General features: G+C 33.7%; 21 protein-coding genes and 1 tRNA gene. 6 read left to right on the forward strand and 16 right to left on the reverse strand.

Annotated elements, in window-relative coordinates; genetic code table 11:
* From AC5LAX_RS06915 to AC5LAX_RS06980, 14 genes are all read right to left on the reverse strand, one after another.
* On the reverse strand, nt 1–245 hold a 245-nt coding region (locus AC5LAX_RS06915), incomplete at its 3' end, for an HAD hydrolase-like protein (RefSeq protein ID WP_493263815.1).
* Between the two features lie 68 nt (nt 246–313).
* A tRNA-Gln gene (locus AC5LAX_RS06920) sits at nt 314–389 on the reverse strand.
* A 76-nt stretch (nt 390–465) separates the two neighbouring features.
* On the reverse strand, nt 466–1,455 hold the full coding sequence (hypE, locus tag AC5LAX_RS06925; protein WP_117585420.1) for a hydrogenase expression/formation protein HypE: 990 nt from the start codon (nt 1,453–1,455) through the stop codon (nt 466–468).
* 62 nt (nt 1,456–1,517) lie between these two features.
* Nucleotides 1,518–2,615, reverse strand: a complete 1,098-nt coding sequence (gene hypD / locus AC5LAX_RS06930) for a hydrogenase formation protein HypD (RefSeq protein ID WP_288909407.1) — start codon at nt 2,613–2,615, stop codon at nt 1,518–1,520.
* Entirely contained in the window at nt 2,566–2,829 is a 264-nt protein-coding gene (locus AC5LAX_RS06935) for a HypC/HybG/HupF family hydrogenase formation chaperone (RefSeq protein WP_008539121.1), read from the reverse strand. Before AC5LAX_RS06935 ends, hypD begins: the two co-directional genes overlap by 50 nt.
* 15 nt (nt 2,830–2,844) lie before the next feature.
* The gene (hypF, locus tag AC5LAX_RS06940; RefSeq protein ID WP_117976166.1) at nt 2,845–5,154 is read right to left on the reverse strand and encodes a carbamoyltransferase HypF; all 2,310 of its coding nucleotides are present in this window, start codon (nt 5,152–5,154) and stop codon (nt 2,845–2,847) included.
* Nucleotides 5,130–5,606 carry a HyaD/HybD family hydrogenase maturation endopeptidase gene (locus AC5LAX_RS06945; RefSeq protein ID WP_008539123.1) on the reverse strand — a complete coding sequence of 159 codons (477 nt, stop codon included), beginning with the start codon at nt 5,604–5,606 and terminating at the stop codon, nt 5,130–5,132. Before AC5LAX_RS06945 ends, hypF begins: the two co-directional genes overlap by 25 nt.
* Nucleotides 5,607–5,608: 2 nt before the next feature.
* Nucleotides 5,609–6,283: a hydrogenase nickel incorporation protein HypB gene (gene hypB / locus AC5LAX_RS06950; RefSeq protein ID WP_288909408.1), complete on the reverse strand. Its 675-nt coding sequence runs from the start codon at nt 6,281–6,283 to the stop codon at nt 5,609–5,611.
* A complete protein-coding gene (hypA, locus tag AC5LAX_RS06955) occupies nt 6,284–6,625 on the reverse strand; it encodes a hydrogenase maturation nickel metallochaperone HypA (protein WP_008539125.1) in 342 nt (113 codons plus the stop codon).
* Nucleotides 6,626–6,675: 50 nt separating this feature from the next.
* Nucleotides 6,676–6,918: a cation transporter gene (locus tag AC5LAX_RS06960; RefSeq protein ID WP_008539128.1), complete on the reverse strand. Its 243-nt coding sequence runs from the start codon at nt 6,916–6,918 to the stop codon at nt 6,676–6,678.
* Between the two features lie 15 nt (nt 6,919–6,933).
* Nucleotides 6,934–7,665, reverse strand: coding sequence for a Ni/Fe-hydrogenase, b-type cytochrome subunit (gene cybH / locus AC5LAX_RS06965; RefSeq protein ID WP_018999260.1), 732 nt, complete (start codon nt 7,663–7,665; stop codon nt 6,934–6,936).
* Entirely contained in the window at nt 7,658–9,559 is a 1,902-nt protein-coding gene (locus AC5LAX_RS06970; protein ID WP_008539131.1) for a nickel-dependent hydrogenase large subunit, read from the reverse strand. Before AC5LAX_RS06970 ends, cybH begins: the two co-directional genes overlap by 8 nt.
* Nucleotides 9,560–9,565: 6 nt before the next feature.
* The gene (locus AC5LAX_RS06975; RefSeq protein WP_008539132.1) at nt 9,566–10,672 is read right to left on the reverse strand and encodes a hydrogenase small subunit; all 1,107 of its coding nucleotides are present in this window, start codon (nt 10,670–10,672) and stop codon (nt 9,566–9,568) included.
* Nucleotides 10,673–10,988: 316 nt separating this feature from the next.
* Complete coding sequence (locus AC5LAX_RS06980; protein ID WP_115150805.1) at nt 10,989–11,849, reverse strand: YitT family protein; 861 nt, start codon at nt 11,847–11,849, stop codon at nt 10,989–10,991.
* Nucleotides 11,850–12,037: 188 nt separating this feature from the next.
* Between AC5LAX_RS06980 and AC5LAX_RS06985 the strand changes: the two genes are divergently transcribed.
* The 6 genes from AC5LAX_RS06985 to AC5LAX_RS07010 all read left to right on the forward strand — a co-directional run bounded on the left by AC5LAX_RS06985 (nt 12,038) and on the right by AC5LAX_RS07010 (nt 18,855).
* Nucleotides 12,038–12,781, forward strand: coding sequence for a DeoR/GlpR family DNA-binding transcription regulator (locus AC5LAX_RS06985; RefSeq protein ID WP_117585417.1), 744 nt, complete (start codon nt 12,038–12,040; stop codon nt 12,779–12,781).
* Complete coding sequence (gene pfkB / locus AC5LAX_RS06990) at nt 12,782–13,693, forward strand: 1-phosphofructokinase (protein WP_117585416.1); 912 nt, start codon at nt 12,782–12,784, stop codon at nt 13,691–13,693. It begins immediately after the preceding gene.
* Between the two features lie 37 nt (nt 13,694–13,730).
* Nucleotides 13,731–15,635: a PTS fructose transporter subunit IIABC gene (locus AC5LAX_RS06995; protein WP_288909409.1), complete on the forward strand. Its 1,905-nt coding sequence runs from the start codon at nt 13,731–13,733 to the stop codon at nt 15,633–15,635.
* Between the two features lie 367 nt (nt 15,636–16,002).
* Nucleotides 16,003–16,344: an STAS domain-containing protein gene (locus tag AC5LAX_RS07000; protein WP_288909411.1), complete on the forward strand. Its 342-nt coding sequence runs from the start codon at nt 16,003–16,005 to the stop codon at nt 16,342–16,344.
* 12 nt (nt 16,345–16,356) lie between these two features.
* Nucleotides 16,357–18,453, forward strand: coding sequence for a glycogen debranching protein (locus tag AC5LAX_RS07005; RefSeq protein WP_115150803.1), 2,097 nt, complete (start codon nt 16,357–16,359; stop codon nt 18,451–18,453).
* 27 nt (nt 18,454–18,480) lie between these two features.
* Entirely contained in the window at nt 18,481–18,855 is a 375-nt protein-coding gene (locus AC5LAX_RS07010) for a desulfoferrodoxin family protein (RefSeq protein ID WP_008539141.1), read from the forward strand.
* A 50-nt stretch (nt 18,856–18,905) separates the two neighbouring features.
* Here the strand turns inward: AC5LAX_RS07010 and AC5LAX_RS07015 are convergent, their stop codons facing one another.
* Complete coding sequence (locus AC5LAX_RS07015) at nt 18,906–19,853, reverse strand: D-2-hydroxyacid dehydrogenase (protein ID WP_288909412.1); 948 nt, start codon at nt 19,851–19,853, stop codon at nt 18,906–18,908.
* An 18-nt stretch (nt 19,854–19,871) separates the two neighbouring features.
* Entirely contained in the window at nt 19,872–21,176 is a 1,305-nt protein-coding gene (locus AC5LAX_RS07020) for a M18 family aminopeptidase (RefSeq protein WP_288909413.1), read from the reverse strand.
* Nucleotides 21,177–21,365 lie beyond the last annotated feature (189 nt).

Raw genomic sequence — 21,365 nt, forward strand, 5'->3', positions numbered from 1 at the left:
AACAATGATATCGAATCATTGTTTTTTAGCGAGCTTATATCCCCATAAATAAATTTAGGGGCTTTACGCTCGCATTTGGTAAATTGCCGATTGAGCGGCGGTCCGATAAAAGTTTTGAGCAGAACTTCATTTTCTTCCTTAATACCGTATTTTTGCAAAGCATATTTAACACCTTTTATAATACCTGCACCGGAATCAATCAGTGTTCCGTCCAAATCAAACAGTATATATTTAAATGAATTCACCGTTATTCTTCCTTTTCCGTTTTTAAATACAAAAAAACGCCGCTTTAAAAGCGACGTGTAATTTCAAATGGCAGGGGTAGCTGGACTCGAACCAACGCATGCGGGATTCAGAAACCCGTGCCTTACCAACTTGGCGATACCCCTATATCTTATTGACTTATAATATTATAAAAGCCAATAAGCCTTTTGTCAACCATAAATAATATTTTTATGATAAAAATTAACAAATACGTGGAATTTGTTCACCTTGTGGCATATCTACAATACGTATACCACCTATAGCTGTGCGAAGTCCAACCTCGCCAATAGCTTTATCAATGACTTTGCCAATCACTCTAGCATTTTTACCATATTCAAATTTATGCATTGTAGATAATACATTTTCTGTATCTTCTTGGTCTACAAAAGCTACTAATTTACCTTCATTTGCCAAATAAAGTGGGTCAAATCCTAAAATATCGCAAAAACCTTGTACTTCTTCACGCACTGGAATACTATCTTCTTCTAATAAAATTCCCACTTGAGCTTGCTGTGCTATTTCATTTAAAACAGCTGCTACACCACCACGAGTTGGATCACGAAGTACAGCGATATTTGGCGCTACTGTGAGCATTTCTTTCACCATATGATTAAGCGGTGCACAATCTGTTTTTATCACGCTTGGCAATTCTAAATTATGACGAGATGCCATAATTGTTGCTGAATGGTCTCCCAAATAGCCACTGACAATTATATTTTGACCTGCTTTCGCTTTCAATGGAGATATTTCCACGCCTTCTATGCGTTCTCCCACACCAGCAGTATTGATAAAAATACCATCAGCACAGCCTTTATTCACTACTTTAGTATCACCTGTAACGATATAAACGCCAGCTTCATCAGCAGCTTTGCGCATAGTATTTACTATTTCTTGTAAATCTTTTAACGGAAAACCTTCCTCAATTATCATGCCTACAGAAATATATTTAGCAATAGCTCCTGTCATAGCTAAATCATTTACAGTACCACAAACAGCCAATTTACCAATATTACCGCCAGCAAAAAACAAAGGTTTCACTACATATGAATCAGTAGTAAATGCTATTTTATTTGTACTTAAATCTAATTTAGCACCATCGTGCATTTCCCTTAATATAGGATTATCAAATGCTGGCAATAAAATTTTTTCCATAAGCTCATGACCTGCTTGACCACCACTGCCATGTGCCATAGTAATTACGTCATTTGCACCAAAATTACCTGCCAATATTATCACCACCAAAATTTTTAAACTTATTCAAAATGAAATACTCTTGAACCATATTTATACCAAGCAGCACAAGTTCCTTCAACAGAAACCATACATGAACCGACTGCATGATTTGGTGTACATACCTTGCCAAAAAGAGGGCAATCTGTAGGTTTTACTAAACCACGAAGCACTTCACCACAACGACAACCAGCAGGTTCTTTGGATATTTCCTTATTCACTGGTATCATCTTCAAAGCATCAAATTCACTGAAAGCATCTGTTAAATCCAATCCTGAATTTTCGATTACACCCAAGCCACGCCAATTAGCAGGTGCTTTTTTATATACTAAATCCAGGATTTTTTGCGCTTGCATATTACCTAATGTTTTTACCACACGCTTATATTGATTTTCGATTTTAAAATCTTTTGCATGAATTTGTTTTGCAATCATATAAATAGCCTGCAAAATATCAAGTGGCTCAAAACCTGCTACAACTGCTGGCAAATGATATTTTTGAGCAATAAATGTAAAAGACTCTTCACCTGTGATTACACAAACATGACCAGGAAGTAAAAAGCCATCTATTTTTATTTTTTCATCGCAAAGCAACGCTTCAATTGCTGGCGGAGTCAATTTATGTGCTGTTAATACAAAAAAGTTTTTTATATTTTGCTGTTTTGCTGCAAGTATTGTAGCTGCTGCTGTAGGAGAAGTTGTTTCAAAACCAACAGCAAGAAAAATAACTTTTTTATCAGGATTATCTTTTGCTATTTGCAAACTATCCATAGGAGAGTAAATAATTCTTATATCTCTACCTTCTGCTTTTACCTGATTTAAACTAGATGATGTACCTGGCACCTTTAACATATCGCCAAAAGTAGTGATAATAACATCTTCTTGACGAGCATATGCAATCGCTGTATCTAAATAATCATTTGGTGTAACGCATACAGGGCAACCAGGACCACTTACTAGCTCTACTTTTTCTGGCAATAATTGGCGAATTCCTGCACGGAAAATAGATACTGTATGTGTACCACATACTTCCATAATACGCACTGGTCTATCTATTAATCTATCTATTTCTTTAAGCAAGAATGCTGCTATCTGTTTCGTTTCGTTCACTTGCTGGCTCATTAGTTCCAAGCACCTCTTTCAATAATTCAGTAGTGATTTTCGCTTCTTCTTCATCAATTACTTGAATGGCAAAACCAGCATGCATCAAAATATAATCTCCTTCATTAGCCTCTGGTAATAACATCAAGCTAATATCACGGCGAATACCTTCTACTTCTACAGTCGCCACCATGTCTTTTTTTTCAATAACTTTTGCAGGTACCGCTAAACACATAAAAACCCTTCCTATCTATTTCACTATTTCAATATCATTTTCTTGTAAATAACGAGTCAAAGCCACTGCCATTTGACCTAAAGCTATACCGCCATCATTAGACGGTACTTTCTCATTGATATAAATATCATATCTATCTTGTAATTCTTTGTAGATTAAATCCAACAAGGTGATATTTTGACATACACCACCACTTAATACTACTTTATTTAAATTACTTTCCTTGCCCAATAAATCTATCATTTCACAAATAGCTTTTGCCATAGTCAAATGGAAAGATTTCGCTATATATGCTACAGAATATTTCTGTTTTAAATCATATAAAAGCTGATACATAGGCATAAAATCTATGATATATTGACCTAATTCTTTATTTATCGTAAATGGCAAAACTTCGCCATCGCTATCATAAGCTATTTTTTCCAATTCAATAGCTGCTTGTCCTTCATAATTTATCTGATAACAAATACCTAGCAAACTAGCTACAGTATCAAAAATTCTGCCAGCACTAGAAGTAAGTGGCGCATTAAATCCTTTTTGTGTAGCTTTTATCAATAATTGCCAATTCACCTTTAATAATTCAGGATATTTGTCCTTGATATCTTCACCATACAGATTATACGCTATCCATAAACCCAATCGCCATGGTTCTTTTACCGCTTTGGCTCCAGATGGCAATGGCATATATTGAAAATGTCCTCTGCGTTCATATCCAGATAAATTGGCTATAAAAAATTCTCCGCCCCAAATACAACCATCATCGCCAAAACCTGTACCATCTAGGCTAACACCGATTACATCACCTTTCAAATCATGCTCTGCCATGACTGAGGCAATATGTGCATGATGATGTTGTACCTGTACTAATGGTAAATCATTATCTTGAGCATAGCTTTTGGCAAATTTTGTCGAAAAATACTCAGGGTGCATATCACAAGCAATAAGCTTTGGTTCAATAGTAAATAGACGCTTAAATAAATCAATACTATTTTTATAAGCGTTATTGACTGCCATATTTTCTAAATCACCTATATGCTGACTCAAAAAAGCTTTTTGCCCTTTCGTCATACAAAAAGTATTTTTTAATTCTGGGCCACAGGCTAATACAGGAATATCACTTATCAAATCGCCTTTTAATAATACTGGAGAAGGAGCATATCCTCTACTTCTGCGTATTAACATCTGTTTATCATTAAACACTCGCACTACAGAATCATCTACACGCGTTTGAATAATTCTATTATGTGAAAGTATATAATCCGCTATTGTTGATAAGTGCGATTTAGCTTCTTCATCTTGATAAACAATCGGCTCATCACTTAAATTAGCACTCGTCATTACAAATACATCATCATCGTTTAATAATAAATAATGAATTGGTGCATATGCTATCATCACACCTAAATAAGCATTATGAGGTGCTACCTTTGAAGCTAAGTTATAAGCTTTTGCTTTATGCAATAAAACAATCGGTGCTTGCATAGAAGTCAATAATTCTTCTTCTTTATCATTCACTTCACAGATTTTTTTTACTATATCAAGATTAGTAGCCATCACTGCAAAAGGTTTATCCTCGCGAATTTTTCGCTGTCGCAAATTAGCTACAGCTTCTTCATTAAAAGCATCACAGACTAAATGATATCCGCCTATCCCCTTTACAGCGACAACAGCACCTTTTTTGATTAATTCATGTGCTTTTTTTATACTTTCATTAGCTGTATATACTTTATCAGCTACTAATTTATACTGTGGTCCGCAAATATCACAAGCATTTGGTTGAGCATGAAATCGTCTATCTAATGGATTAGTATATTCATCTTCGCATTTTTTACACATAGGGAATACTTTCATTGTAGTATTTTGGCGGTCATAAGGAATGTCTTGCACTATGGAAAAACGTGGCCCACAATTTGTGCAATTCGTAAAAGCATATTGATATCTTCTATTATTTTTATCTTTTATTTCTCGTTTACAATCTTCGCAAATAGCTAAATCTGGAGAAATCAACGTTTCTTTCGTCAAACCTTGTGGGCTTTTTTGAATTATAAACTCTTTATCATCACAAATTACATCAATCTCATGATAGCTGATATTTGTTATATATGATGCTTTAGGCGCTTTTGTCTTTATACATTGACAAAAATTTTCTATATCTATATCTCGTCCCTGAATTTCCAGCAAAACGCCTTCTACATCATTTAATACATAACCGCTATAACAAGACTTTATAGCTAAACCATATATAAACGGTCTAAAACCTACACCTTGTACAATACCTTCTACACGTATCTGATATCTTTTTATTTCTGATACTCTGCTACCCATTTATCAACTAGCTCCTTAGCCTTTTGAGCTACTTCTGGTACTTTTTCAGCTATTTTTTCTGTCATATCCAATCCCATAGAAACAACCTCTGGTTTTACACCCATTACAACGACTTCTTCAATAGGATTATCTGTCAATTTCAAAACAGCTAACATATCATTAACGCCTAAATCATGTACAGATATTTTATCTTTAAAATATGCATTTAATTCATCACCTGTAAAACTATGAAAACTACCTACAGGCGCATCAATGTTCATTGCATCAATCAATAATAATTTTTTAGTACCTGCAATATATGGCATTAAATCCATACCTAAAGTACCACCATCAATAATTTGTACAAAATCAGGATAGTCAGTGATTTTCTGCAAATATTCTGCACATCTAACACCAAAACCTTCATCTTGCATGATGATATTGCCAATACCTACAACTGAAATATCTGCCATAATTATTCTCCTAATTTTAACTGTTCTTGTTTTTTCTTAAATTCACTGCGGATAAAATCACACCATTTATCTACACCTATATCTTTAGAAGCAGCTGTTTCCATAATTTCAAGCTGTGGATGAATACATTTTAAATCATGTTTCGCAGCTTCCATATCAAAATTAGTAAATGGTAAAATATCTACTTTGTTTAAAATAGCAACTTTAGACTCTTTGAAAATAATCGGATATTTTAATGGTTTATCATCGCCTTCAGTAATACTTAAAACAGTAACCTTCATATCTTCACCAACGACAAATTCTGCTGGACAAACGAGATTACCCACATTTTCAATGATTACAACATCTAATTTATCAAGGTCTAAATCGCCAAGTACTTCTTCTACCATTGGCGCATCCAAATGACAACCACCATTTGTATTAATCTGGATTACTGGCACATTATGCTGTGCTATTCTATCAGTATCTTTATCGGTAAATAAATCACCTTCAATAACAGCTAAGCGTAAATCATCTTTTAAGTGAGCGATAGTTCGTTCTAATAAAGTTGTTTTACCTGAACCAGGAGAACCCAATAAATTAATAGCTAAAATACCATGTTTATCAAATAAAGATTTATTCTTGCCAGCAATTTCATCATTTCTGCCAAGAATATCTTGCATTACAGGAATATCCATTCAATCCGCCTCCAATGATTCTACTCGAAGCTCTCGTCCCGATATAGTTTCCATGCGCAAAGAACCACAATGAGGACAAGTAAAGTTATATCTTTCTATTTTAGTTTCCTTACCACATTCTAAACATCTTGCTACAAGTGGTATTCTCTTTAAAATCAATTTTGCTCCTTCAGCTTTCGTGTCTTTAGCTATAGAAGTAAAACAAAATTCTAAAGACTCATCTACAACACCTGTCATTTCGCCAACTAAAACAGAAATTTCTGTTACTTTTTTCGCTTCATTTTTATCTGCATAAGAAAGCACAATATCTAAAATGCCTTCTGCTAATGCCATTTCATGCATAATCTAAAATAATAAAACAGTCGGGTAAAAACCCGACTGTTTTTATCTCCTTATAACAGAGCAGTTAACCCACGCTGAGTAAACTCAGCAGTCAACTGTGTTAGCGGTGTTTTAGCAGGATTATAATTAATCGTTGTTTCACCGTTATGCGCATGAATATGAACGTTATATACTCCAGGTAATCCTAATAAACTTTCTTTAAGTTCTTTAGCATTTTCCTTTGTATATCCTTCAACTTTAAATCTTAATTTATTACCTTTTCCACCAAAAAGGCAACCACAAGTAAGACACATGAAAATTACATCTCCTTAATCTTCTGCAATATGTCCTTTTTTATCTTTGAGGTCATCAATATCAGATGGAATATGTGCTAAAGTTTTTGTACCAGAGAACATACTAGCAGCTTCGCCTTCACGTTCCATTAAGTCTGCTCTGAATACCATATATACATGACCCATAGCAAAGAACATAATGAACCAAGCAAAATAATGATGAACCCAATGGAAAATCATTTCACCATACATACCGATTGACCAACCAAAAATAGAAGCTGGTACACCTGTTGAATTAGGCATATAGTACATAGCAAAACCTGTTACGATTTCTACCAAAACCATAACATATAATGCTAAATATGAGCCACGAGCCAAAGGATTACGTAAATATGGTTTATGAGAATATTTTAATAGGCTGTAGTGAAGTGCTACTTCTACAGTTTCTTCCATGTATTTAGTAGTCCAGAATTTAGGTAACAAACGGTCACCACGATTGATAATCCAGCCATAAATACGCAAAGTAAATGAAGCTGTAAAAATAAAGCCTAATAAGAAGTGAATATTACGGATTAAATCTACAGATAAACGCCAATCTGCAAAAGTTGGTTCATGACCTGGGCCACCAGAAATAGGGTCCATAATCAACAATCCTGTAATAAATAATCCAGCAATACACCAAACCATAATCCAATGAAATATTCTTAAAAATGGACTAAAAATATAATATTTCTTTAATTGTCCCTTTGGATGAACTAACTTAGCCATTTAAACCACCCCTAATATAAGGGTCAGTATTAACTGTACTTATTGTTCTTCCCTTCGCATCATATAAGTGAGTAGCACAAGCTATACATGGGTCAAAAGAACGTATAGCTTTGACAATTTCTAATGGTTTTTCTGGAATTTTAACAGCAGTATCCATCATAGCGCGTTCAAAAGCACCTTGACCTGCCACTTCATCACGAGGACAAGCATTCCATGTAGTTGGTACTACTGCTTGATAGTTGCTACATTTTTTATCTTTAATTGCAACCCAATGGCTAAGTGCACCACGAGGAGCTTCATAAAGACCTACACCTTTTACTTCTTCAGTTGGCCATGTAGATGGATCCCATTTAGTAGTATTAGCTGTATCTGTATCACCATTAGCAATATTTTTAATGAGTTTTCCGAAGAAATATTTATTCATGCAAGCATTAAGCTGTGCATCTAAACCACGAGTAATTGTACGTCCAAGTGTAGATGGTAACCATACTTCTGGTGCTACATTTAATAATTTAGAAATAGCATCTACTTGATCTACCATCATCTTTTCTGCCCAATTTGGTTGGAGAAGATTTTGTTTAACTTTTGTATAAATAATAATATAACGAGCAAGAGGTCCAACTTCTGCCATTTTGCCACGCCATAATGGTGTTTTAATCCATGAATATTTGCCTTTTTCATTAAGCTGTTCCCAATGGCTCTTATTACCGTTTTTATCACCAGTGTATTCAGCTTCAGATTTACCATCCCATGGATGAAGAGCATCTCCATCTTTATACCATGCATGAGTTGTAGTTTCTGTTAATACTTCTGGATCTTTTAAGTCATCAGCTGTAACTTCAGTAACTTTTGCGTTCATAACGCCAGCACCAAAGTTTTCAACTACAGCATTGCAGTGAATCATGATTTGATTGAACCAATCTCCACCATTAGCTGTACCTGCAAATGGTTCTTCTGGGAAGGAGCCAAATCCTAATACACGTTCTTTAGCAAGACCAGCACCGCCAGTGATTAAACCTTTCTGAGCATAAATATGACCAATAGCTAATAAATCAGGTAAATAGAAATTATTTACTAAATCCATGCTTAAATTGATGGAAGTATCTACAGCAGCTAAACGCTGGCTATTAACAGGAGCATTCATTTCGTCCATAGAAATAGCGCATGGCATACCACCAACAACATAATGAGGATGTGGATTTTTACCACCAAAAATAACATGAGGAATAACTACTTCACGTTGTTTATCGAGCATATTTAAATAATGAGCAATAGCCATTAAATGTACTTCTGGAGGAAGAATTTGATAATCTGGATGATCCCACCAGTTTGCAGCAAAAATTCCAAGCTGTCCACCGCTGACTAAAGCTTGAACTTTATCTTTAATTGCTTGGAAATATGCTGGTGTTGCTTTTGGGAAATCTTTTGGATATGCAGAAAAATCATATTCCATTGGACCATTAAATGGTAATTTATAATTTGCAAGCACTGCATTTTGTAAATTAGCAGTTGCTGTTGGGTCTGCTTTTAATGCTTCAAGTGGGCTAACCCAATCTAATGCATGTAAATGATAAAAATGTACTAAATGGTCATGAACAGTAAGTGTTGCAGCCATTATATTACGGATATAGTTTGCATTTTTAGGAATTTTAATGCCGAGTGCATCTTCTACTGCACGAACACAGCCCAAAGAATGAGAACTAGTACATACGCCACAAATACGTTGAATATATGCCCATAAATCGCGAGGGTCACGATTTTTAGCAATTACTTCAAGACCTCTCCAAGCTGTTCCGCTAGAAATAGCATCTGTTACTTTATTGCCTTCCACTTCAATTTCTACACGTAAATGCCCTTCAATACGTGTTATTGGGTCTACTACTATATGTGCCATTATTTATCAACCGTCCTTTCTTTCAGAGCTTTTTTTAGCTTCAGCTGCATCTCTTTTCTTTTTCTGAATAGCAGATGTAGCTGCATGTCCTGCGATACCGACAGCCATAGCACCAAGTGCAATACCACCAACTGTATCAATATTACCAAGACCTAGGCTACTAATACCTGGAACATCTGGTATACGTTCATATAATGGATCTTCATCCCAGAAGTTTTTGTTTGTACAACCGATGCAACTTGCCCCAGATTGTACAGGATAAGATAAACCATTCCACCAACGAAGGTTACCACAAGAGCTATAAGTTTCAGGTCCACGGCAACCTAATTTATATAAGCACCAACCTGCTTTAGCACCTTTATCATTGAAATCTTCAGCAAAAAGACCAGCATCAAAGAATGGACGACGATAGCAAGTATCATGCAAACGATTACCAAAGAATTGTTTTGGACGTCCTTCATTATCTACAGGTGGTAATTTACCAAACATAGCATAATGAGCGATAACACCAGTCATTACTTCTGGAATTGGTGGGCAACCTGGTACATTGATAATAGGTTTATCACCAATAATATTAGGTACGCCAGTAGATTGTGTAGGATTTGGTCTAGCAGCTTGAATACCGCCCCATGCAGAGCAAGAACCATAATTAATAATTGCAGCACAATGAGCTGCTGCTTCTTTTAACTGATTAATGAAAGCATGACCACCTACCATACAATAGCCAGAATCTGCAAGAGCAGGTACTGCTCCTTCTACAGCCAAAATATATTGACCATCATATGCTTTAATAATTTCTTGAAGATGTTCTTCAAATGGTTGTCCGCTGGCAGCTGCTAAAGTATCGTCATACTCTAAAGCAATCATATTTAACACTACGTCAGATGCCATTGGTGCTCCAGAACGAATGAAGGCTTCACTACAGCCTGTACATTCATGACCATGAAGCCATACCACAACTGGTAATCTTTTTTCTGCTGCTTCTACAACTTCAGATAACATACTTGGAGCTATGCCAAGCATAGCAGCCATTGCTGTACAAGCTTTGATGAAGGAACGACGACTCATTCCTTTTTTTTGGTACATGTCCCAAATAGAATTATACTTTTCCACAGTACCCCTCCTAAATAAATTAAATACTAGACCCACTCATTTTTCCTGACTAAGGTATGAATGAAAAATATCATATTAGACCCAATATTTATATAAAATAATAAGAATATTATTTATTCCCTAATTAGATTTTTATAATATATGTAAATGCAAAAAACACATAATTTGTAGCTATATTTTTATATATTATTTTTATTATTTTATTGAATTATATAAAGTTTTCTTATACCTTGTATTATAGTTCTCTAGTTATTATATCGTCAAGCATTTTAAAAAGTTACAAATTATTTATGTAATTATACATTTAATACATTACTTAATGATTTTTCTTTACTCTCAATCTTCCACCTACAATATCACTAACAGGATTAATAGTTACAAACGCACCTTCATCTATATCTAAAACCATATTTTTTAGTTTATCTATCTCTAATCTAGTTACTACACAATATAAAATTTTTCGTTTTTCTTTCGTATACCCACCTTCTCCATGAAGTACAGTTACACCTTTATCCATTTCTAACATCAAACGATTTAAAATATCTGTATGTTGTGAAGTGACTATCATCACAGAATAAGTTTCTTCTAAACCTTTTAAAACAACATCAATCATTTTAGCTATGACAAAATAAGCTACTAATGAATACATAGCTTTATCCCAGCCAAAAACTAAACTTGCACTACTTAAAATAAATAGATTTATAAACATGACGATTTCGCCAACAGAAAAAACTGTTTTCTTATCCGTCAAAATTGCCACAATTTCTGTTCCATCCAAAGAACCACCATTGCGAATTATAATACCTACACCTGTTCCTGTAATAATACCACCAAAAACTGCTGCTAAAAAATAATCATTAGTTACAGGCAATACAGGTAAAAATACGCTAGACCAAAATGACAATGATATTACAGCAAAAGTAGTCGCTATAGCAAAAGCTTTACCTATATGTTTATATCCTAAATATAAAAAAGGTAAATTTATCAAAATCAAAAAGGCACCAAAAGGAAGTCCTGTTATGGCACTGAGCATAATAGAAATACCTACTACACCACCATCAATTATATTATTAGGAATTAAAAATATTTCTAACCCTACCGCTGTGATTATAGAACCAATAAAAATATAAATATATTTTTTTACATACTGGCTCAATTTACTTTTTTTAGTATTCAATATGTAACCTCCTTTTTTATTTTAATCATATCATATTTATATATATATTCTCTATGAAAAAATATTTATGACAGAGATAATCATAATTTAAATGACTGACTTTGATTTTTTTTACTAATTTTCAATCATTTTGTGATTGACTTTGAACGACTTTGAATGATATAATAATATTGAAATGAGGTGAGCTTATGTTAACACAAGATCGTCATTGTGCTATTTTGAATTTACTAAAAACTAAATCTAGCGTTACTTTAGTAGAATTAACTACTTTATTAAATACATCTGAATCTACTATTCGTCGCGATTTAACAGCACTAGATAAAGCTGGAAAACTCCGTAAAGTCTATGGCGGAGCAACTAGCATTGATTTTTATACAGCTGATGAAAAAGACATTCACACTAAACATGATTTACAAATTACAGAAAAGAACTTAATCGCCAAAAAAGCTGCTAGTTTAGTAAAACCTCATGATTTAATTTATATTGATGCTGGTACTACTACAGAATTAATCATTGACCATTTAACTGAAAAAAAAGCAACCTATATAACAAACGGCATTATTCATGCTCAAAAATTAACTGATAAAGGTTTTAAAGCTTTCATCATCGGCGGTCAATTAAAAAAATCCACTGGAGCTATCATCGGCACAACATCTATTGAAAATCTTCAACCTTATAATTTTACTAAAGGCTTCTTTGGCACAAATGGCATTAGCCTTCAGGCAGGTTTTTCTACTCCTGATAGTGTTGAAGCTTGTGTGAAAAAAACAGCCTTAAAACACTGCCAAAAAGCTTATGTTTTAGCTGATTCCACTAAATTTGACCAAATAACACCTATAACTTTTGCTAACTTAGAAGATGCCATCATTATTACTGACATCTTAAAGGATAAAAAATATCTTGATTATACAAATATTATGGAGGTGTTGTAAATGATTTATACTGTAACATTTAATCCTGCTATCGATTACATTGTTCGTATGCCAGAATTCGTTCCTGGAGCTACTAACCGTGTAAACTATGAACAAGTTTTAGGTGGCGGAAAAGGTATAAACGTTTCTATCGTATTGAAAAATCTTGGTATTGATAGTACAGCTTTAGGCTTTGTTTCCGGTTTCACTGGAAAAGAAATCATTCGCCAGCTTCATAGCTTTGGTTGCAAAAGTGATTTCATTGAATTACCAAATGGCTTTTCTCGTATAAATGTAAAAATTAAAACAAATGACGAAGAAACTGAAGTCAATGGTCAAGGCCCTGATATTCCAGCAAATGCTATTGAAGAATTATTTGCTAAATTAGATAAATTAACTGCTGGTGATACTTTAGTTTTAGCTGGTAGTATTCCTAAAACTTTGCCAGATGATATCTATGAAAAAATCATGGCTCGTTTAGAAAATCGCAATATCAATATCGTTGTTGATGCTACTAAAAATCTCTTACTTAATGTTTTAAAATATCGTCCATTCTTAATTAAACCTAACAACCATGAATTAGCTGAAATGTTTAATGTTACTTTAACTTGCAATGATGACATCATCACTTATGCTAAAAAACTCCAAGATATGGGAGCGAAAAATGTATTAGTTTCTATGGGTAAAGATGGTGCTATCTTAGTAGCTGAAGACGGTTCCATAACATATAGCCCTGTTCCTAAAGGAAAATTAGTAAACTCCATCGGTGCTGGTGATTCCATGGTTGCTGGTTTCTTAACAGGCTATATTGAAACAAATAGCTATGAAAAAGCTTTCTATATGGGAGTTGCTACTGGTTCTGCTTCTGCTTTCTCTGAAAATTTAGCAACTCGCAGTGAAGTTGAAGCCTTATTAAAAACTTTAAATAACTAACTTCATAAAAGTTAATAATATTAAGGAGATATATTAAATGAAAATTACCGACTTATTAAAACCAGTTAGTATTCAATTAAATGTTGCTCCGCCAAAATCCAAAACTGAAGCTATTGAAATCTTAGCTGATTTAATGGAAAAAAGCGGTAACCTCAATAACAAAGAAGAATACTTAAAAGCCGTAATAGCTCGTGAAGAATCTGGTTCCACTGGATTAGGTGATGGCATCGCTACACCTCATGCAAAAAGTGCTGCTGTAAAAGAAGCTGGTCTTGCTGCTATGGTTATTCCTGATGGTATGGATTTTGAAGCTTTAGATGGCAACCCATCTCGCTTATTCTTCATGATTGCAGCTCCAGATACTGCAAGCGATTTACATGTAGAATTATTGAGTAAACTCGCTATGATGGTAATGGATCCTGATTTTAAAGAATCCTTAATCGCTGCAAAATCTGTAGATGAATTCTTAAAATTGATCAATGATAAAGAAAATCCACCAGCTCAAGAAGAAACTAAAGCAGAAACTACACCTGCCAAAGAAGAAACTTCTACTGGTTATGATGTATTAGCTGTTACAGCTTGCCCTACTGGTATTGCTCACACTTATATGGCAGCTGAATCCTTAGAACAACATGCTAAACGCAAAAATATTTCTATCAAAGTTGAAACAAATGGTGCTGGCGGTAGAAAAAATGTATTAACTGATGAAGAAATCGCTAATGCAAAATGTATTATCGTCGCTGCCGATAAAAATGTACCAATGGCTCGTTTCAATGGTAAACATGTTATCATTACTAAAGTAGCTAATGGTATTAATAAAGCTGATGAGCTTTTAGACAAAGCTATGGCTCAAGATGCTCCTATTTATAAAGGATCTGGCGATGATGACAGTTCTTCCACTTCTTCTAGTGAAAATGAAAGTATCGGTCGTCAACTTTATAAACACTTAATGAATGGTGTTTCTCATATGCTTCCATTCGTTGTTGGCGGTGGTATCTTAATAGCTATTGCCTTCTTAGTCGATGTTTATGATCCAGCAAATCCATCAAATTTCGGTTCTAATACTCCACTTGCTGCTTTCTTTAAAAATGTTGGCGGTGTTTCTTTCGGATTTATGCTTCCTGTACTTGCTGGTTTTATCGGTATGAGTATTGCTGACCGTCCTGGTCTTGTTGCAGGTTTCGTCGGTGGTGCTATGGCAAACACTGGTGGTTCTGGTTTCTTAGGTGCTTTAATCGCAGGTTTTGCTGCTGGTTACATTATTTTAGGTCTTAGAAAAATTTGCAAAGTATTACCTGAATCTCTTGAAGGTATCAAAACCATCTTAATTTATCCTTTATTTGGCGTATTATTGATGGGTATTGCTATTACCTTCATCATCAATCCTCCTGTAAGTGCTATTAATACATGGCTTGTTGAAACATTAAAAGGTATGGATCCTAGTAGCCGTATTTTAATTGGTGCTGTTGTTGGTGGTATGATGTCTATTGATATGGGTGGCCCATTCAATAAAGCAGCATATGTAACAGGTACTGCTCTTTTAGCTGATGGTGAATTTGGTGTTATGGCTGCTGTTATGGCAGGTGGTATGGTTCCTCCAATTGCCATCGCTCTTTGTACTACATTCTTTGGCAATCGCTTCACTGAATCTGAAAGAAAATCTGGTATTACAAACTATGTAATGGGCTTATCTTTCATCACTGAAGGCGCTATTCCATTTGCTGCTGCTGACCCTGCTCGTGTAATTCCATCTTGTGTTATCGGGTCTGCTGTGGCTGGTGCTTTATCTATGGCTTTTGAATGTACTCTTCGTGCTCCTCACGGTGGTATTTTCGTTGTTCCAACAATCGGAAATCCTCTCATGTATTTAGCTGCCATAGCTATTGGCGCTGTTGTTGCTATGATTCTCTTAGCTATCTTAAAAAAACCACTAAATAAATAATAATAATACAAAAATCAATGCAGATTAATTTCTGCATTGATTTTTTATTGTCTAAAACTAACAAATAAAACTCTAATACTTGCAAAACAATGTAAACTTATATAAAATAATATTAGGAAATATACCATAATATAATTTGCTTTTAGTCATTTTATCAGATATATAAATCCCTATTTCTAGCTATAATTAAATTTAAAACTATATTAAATTTTATATTAGTAGGCAGATATCGTTATATTCCAATTTACAATATATTGCTTATTTAGCTAATATATATATACATTAGTAGTATTATTTATATTTTTGTATAGCTAAAATTTATTATAATATTATTTTTATTTATAGTCATTAGGAGGTATTTACTATATTGGAAACTCGCACTAATCAAAAGGAAAAACTTCACATTATAGCAATAAAGGGTAAATTAGATATATCTACTGCACAACAAGCAAAAATTGAAAATTTAGATAAAATGACTTCTGGTGACAATATTATAATTGATATGTCTGATTGTAATTACATTTCTAATTATGGTCTATATTTACTTTCTAATATTGCCAACAAAGCTAAATTATTAAATATAAAAGCAATCTTTGTTTCCATAATTGATAAAATATCAGAAATATTTGATTTAACAGGTTTAACAGATACAATTGAGCTCGCTCCTTCAATTGATGATGCTATAAAAAAATATGCTCTGATACATTAATGAGGTGTTATCATGCAATTAGATATTCTGCCTACTGATACGTTCAAACAATTTAAAATTAGACGCGGATTTTTCCGCTTAAACGGCTCCTCTATTGTTCCTGGAGGAGTTAATTTTTGCATATATTCAGCCGGTGCTACAAGTTGTGAATTAGTATTATTCAAAGACAGAGCACCTAAACCTTTTGCGATAATTCCATATCCTGAAAATTATCGTGTTGGCAATGTTTTTGCCATGATTGTACTCGATTTAGATTATGAAAATATAGAATATGGTTTTCGCATTGATGGAAAATATGATAAAACTACTGGCGATATTTACGACCGTCGCAAAATCATCTTAGACCCATATGCTAAAATGGTCTCTGGTCGCAACGAATGGGGTAAATTGCCAGATAAAGATAATATATTCCAATATCGTTCCAAAGTAGTAATCAGTGATTTTGAATTAGACTCTGATTTACCACAAAAAACAGACCATGGTGATTTAATCATTTATGAAACCCATTTACGTGGTTTCACTCGTCATGAATCTTCCAAAGTAAAACACCCTGGGACTTATGCTGGATTTATTGAAAAAATTCCTTATCTCAAAGAATTAGGTATCAATGCTGTTGAATTTTTACCAATCTTTGAATTTGATGAAAATGAAGATGTCATTAACGATACCATTCGTTATGATAGTAAAGGTAATCGCCTTTTAAATTATTGGGGTTATAATCCAATATCTTTTTTTGCGCCTAAAGCAGGCTATGCTGCTAGTGGAAAATACTCCATGCAAAACTATGAATTTAAAAATCTAATTAAAGAATTACATAAAAATAATATAAAAGTTATTCTTGATGTTGTTTTTAATCATACAGCAGAAGGCGATGAACGTGGCCCATATATATCTTTTAAGGGTATTGATAATAAAGCCTATTATATTCTAGGGCCAAATGGTGAATATTATAATTTCAGTGGTTGTGGCAATACTTTAAATTGTAACAATCCAATTGTTCGCCAAATGATTTTAAACTGTCTACGCCATTGGACAGCTGAATATCATATTGATGGCTTCCGTTTTGACTTAGCTTCCATCTTAGGACGCAATCAAGACGGTTCTCCTATGAGCAATCCTCCACTTTTAGAATTATTGACCTTCGACCCATTGCTCAATAATACTATTTTAATTGCTGAAGCATGGGATGCTGGTGGATTATATCAAGTAGGTACATTCCCTGCTTATGGTAAATGGTCTGAATGGAATGGTCATTATCGTGATGATGTTCGCCATTTCCTCAAAGGTGATTTAGGTTTTGCTCAAGCTATAGTAAATCGCATCACTGGTTCTGAAGATATTTACAATCCTTCTAATCGAGGTAATTATGCTTCCATCAACTTCATTACTTGTCATGATGGCTTCACATTATGGGATTTATTCTCTTACAATGAAAAACACAATGAAGAAAATGGTTGGAATAATACAGATGGTGCTAATGATAATATCAGTTGGAACTGTGGTGTTGAAGGTGAAACAACAGACCCTGAAATTTTAACTTTACGTAGAAAAATGGTACGCAATGCTGCAACAATCTTATTCTGTAGCATTGGTATTCCTATGCTTTTAGCTGGTGATGAATTCTGTAATTCTCAATTTGGCAATAATAATGCTTACTGCCAAGATAATGAAACTTCATGGTTGAATTGGAACCAATTACAAGAAAATCATGATATGTTCTTATTCTTCAAACAACTAATTGCGTTTAGAAAAGAGCACCCTCTTTTCTGTCGTGCTTCTGAGGGTACACCTAAAAATTATCCTGCTGTAAGCTTACATGGTATTAATCCATGGCAGTTTGACTCTTCTCATGGCAATCGTGTTGTCTGCATTATGTTGACAGGCAAAACAGAAGATGGTCGTGATGATTTTATCTATATCGCTATTAACGCTCACTGGGAAAATCATCGCATTAATTTACCATCACTTCCACATGATACGCCTTGGCAGTTAATCATCAATACAGAATTTGATGATAAAGCATTTATCAAGCCACAAAATAGACCTAAAATTTACCAACAAAATACATTAAATGCTAGGTCTGTATCTGTATATAATGCTATAATATAGTTATTATATATTTGAGGAGGGATTTTTATGTCTCAAAAATTTTATATTTGTTCACACTGCGGTAATATCATTGCTTTTGTAAAAGATAAAGGCGTACCTGTTATCTGCTGTGGTGAAAAAATGAAAGAAATTATTCCTGGTACTACTGATGCTGCTGTAGAAAAACACGTTCCTGTGATTTCTCAAGAAGGAAATATTGTTACTGTTTCTGTAGGCTCTGTTGAACATCCTATGATTCCTGAACATTATATTGAATGGATATCACTTGAAACAAATAAAGGCAATCAACGTAAGGTACTACAACCAAATACTCCTCCAACAGCTCAATTTGCTCTTTTAGATGGTGAAGAAGTAATTACAGCTTATGCTTATTGCAATCTTCACAGCCTTTGGAAAGCTTAATATAAAAAACAAAGCCACTCATTATTTATCACTATAATGAGTGGCTATTTTTATTTTTTATATCCAGTTTCAAAATCGACAATATTTTTTAATTCTTTACCATCTATCAAAGCTTGTAAATTATCTTTAGCGATATTCACTATATTGTCTAAGGTCTTTGCCAAGTGATATTGACCTGCTGTATGTGGTGTAATATGCAGATTTTTTGTCTGCCATAAAACACTTGTTTGTGGTAATGGCTCTATATGCGTTACATCAATAGCAGCACCTGCTAAATGATTTGAATTTAAAGCTTCTATTAAATCATCTTCAACTACGGCACTTCCACGACCTGCATTAATAAAGAATGCACCTTTTTTCATCAAAGCGAATTTTTCTTTATCAAAAATCTGATAAGTCGCTTTCGTTCCTGGCAATACAGTAGCTACTATATCAACTTTAGGTAAATATTCATTTAGTTTATCTAGACTAACTAATTCATCCACATAGTCTGGTTTTTCACTAAGGCGACGCTTAATACCGATGACTTTTGCTCCTAGAGCTTTTACTCGTTTAGCAAAACAACTTCCTATATCACCTAAACCCACAACTAAGATAGTAGACTCAAAAATAGAAGTTACTTCGCCTTCATCTTTCCATAGAGATTGTTTTTGATTATCGTGATAACTATATAATTTTTTCTGCATAGCCATTAATACTGCAAGCATATATTCAGATAAAGCTAAACCATATGCCCCTGTAGCATTAGTCAATATAGTCTGCATTGGCAAAATACCTTTTTCACAATATCCATCAGTACCTGCACTATTTAATTGCAACCATCTTAAATTTTTAGCATCTTTCAATAGACTCGGCTTAACATTGCCAATAATTGCTTCCACATTTTCCACTAATTCTTTGCCCGGATTGCGTTCATAAATAAATTCTACTTGAGGAAAATTTTGAGCCATTAATACTTTATGCTTATTTTTAAATGGCATCACTACTAAAACTTTCATCTATATCACCTCTATATTTTAATAAAAACCTTCAAAAAATACTCTAACTAATTTTTCTAAAGATTTTTGGTCATCTTTCCCCATAGTTTCTCGTGCTGAATGCATAGCTAAAATAGGAATACCTACATCTAATGTTCTCATAGTCAATAAAGCGGAAGCCATCGAGCCTATAGTTGACCCACCTGGAATATCTGAATTATTTACATACATCTGATAATTTATTTTATATTTTTCACATAAAGCTCTTACAATAGCAATAGCTTCAGCATCTCCTGCATAAGATTGACTAGCTGCCATTTTTATAGCTAAACCTTTATTTAATATTGGCTTATTAGTCAAATCATTTTTCTCTACATAATTAGGGTGCATAGCATGAGCTACATCTATAGATAACATAAAGCTCTTTGCTAAATCTGCCAAAAATGCCTGTCTAGTATAGCCAAATGCCATATAAATGCGTTCAATTACATTTGATAAAACATTAGAAGCTCCGCCCTGTTTTGTTCTACTGCCCACTTCTTCATTATCAAATAAAACGGCTATATCTAAACCTACCTTACGCTTATCAGCGATAATTCCTTCGATACAAGCTTTAACAGAAGTTATATTATCTAATCTAGGTGCTGTTACTAATTCACCTACAAAACCTAAATAATATGGAGTTTCCACCTGATATACAGTTAAATCATAGCTTAAAATATCCTCTTGAGCGCAAGATAATTCTTCAGCTAACAATTTAATTAATTTACTATTATCATTTACCAATTCATCTTCACTATTATTTTCAGTTTGCATAAAAGCCAAAGGCAACATTTCCTTTTGTTTACTTATACTTTTACCTGAATTAATACTTCTATCCATGTGAATAGCAAGATTAGGAATAATCATCAATGGTCGTTTAAAATCTACAAATCTCACATCTGGCTGGTAACAATCTTGACCTTTCAAAACGACTTTTCCCGCTATGGATAATGGTCTATCAAACCATGTATTTAAAATCATACCACCATAAATTTCTACATTTAATTTGCCATAATCATTTTGCATAATATCAGCACTAGGTTTTATCTTTAAACAAGGAAAATCTGTATGACTGACAGCAATTTTCATGCCTTCACGCAAATTTTGATGTGGAATAAATGCAATCAATGTTGAATCATATATCTTCGTAAAATATTTTTTATCTGCTTTTAACTGCCAATCTTCACTAAAATCGACTTCTTCAAAGCCATTTTTTATCAAATATGATTGTGCATTTAAAACTGTATGAAATGATGATGTTGAATTGTTAATAAAATTAAATAATGAACCTGTATAACTCATAAAATCAATCCTCAAAAAATTTAATAAAAATTCTATCAAATTTATTATACTAATATAAATTTATAACATTCAATAACTATTTATAAAAATAAAAAAGAGTATGGCTTATGAACTGCACCCCAAAAGTTGGACACAAAACAACTTTTGGAGGTGCAGTTTTTTTATGACTAAATACTCAAATGAATTTAA

This window comes from Megamonas sp. (genome assembly GCF_986095205.1).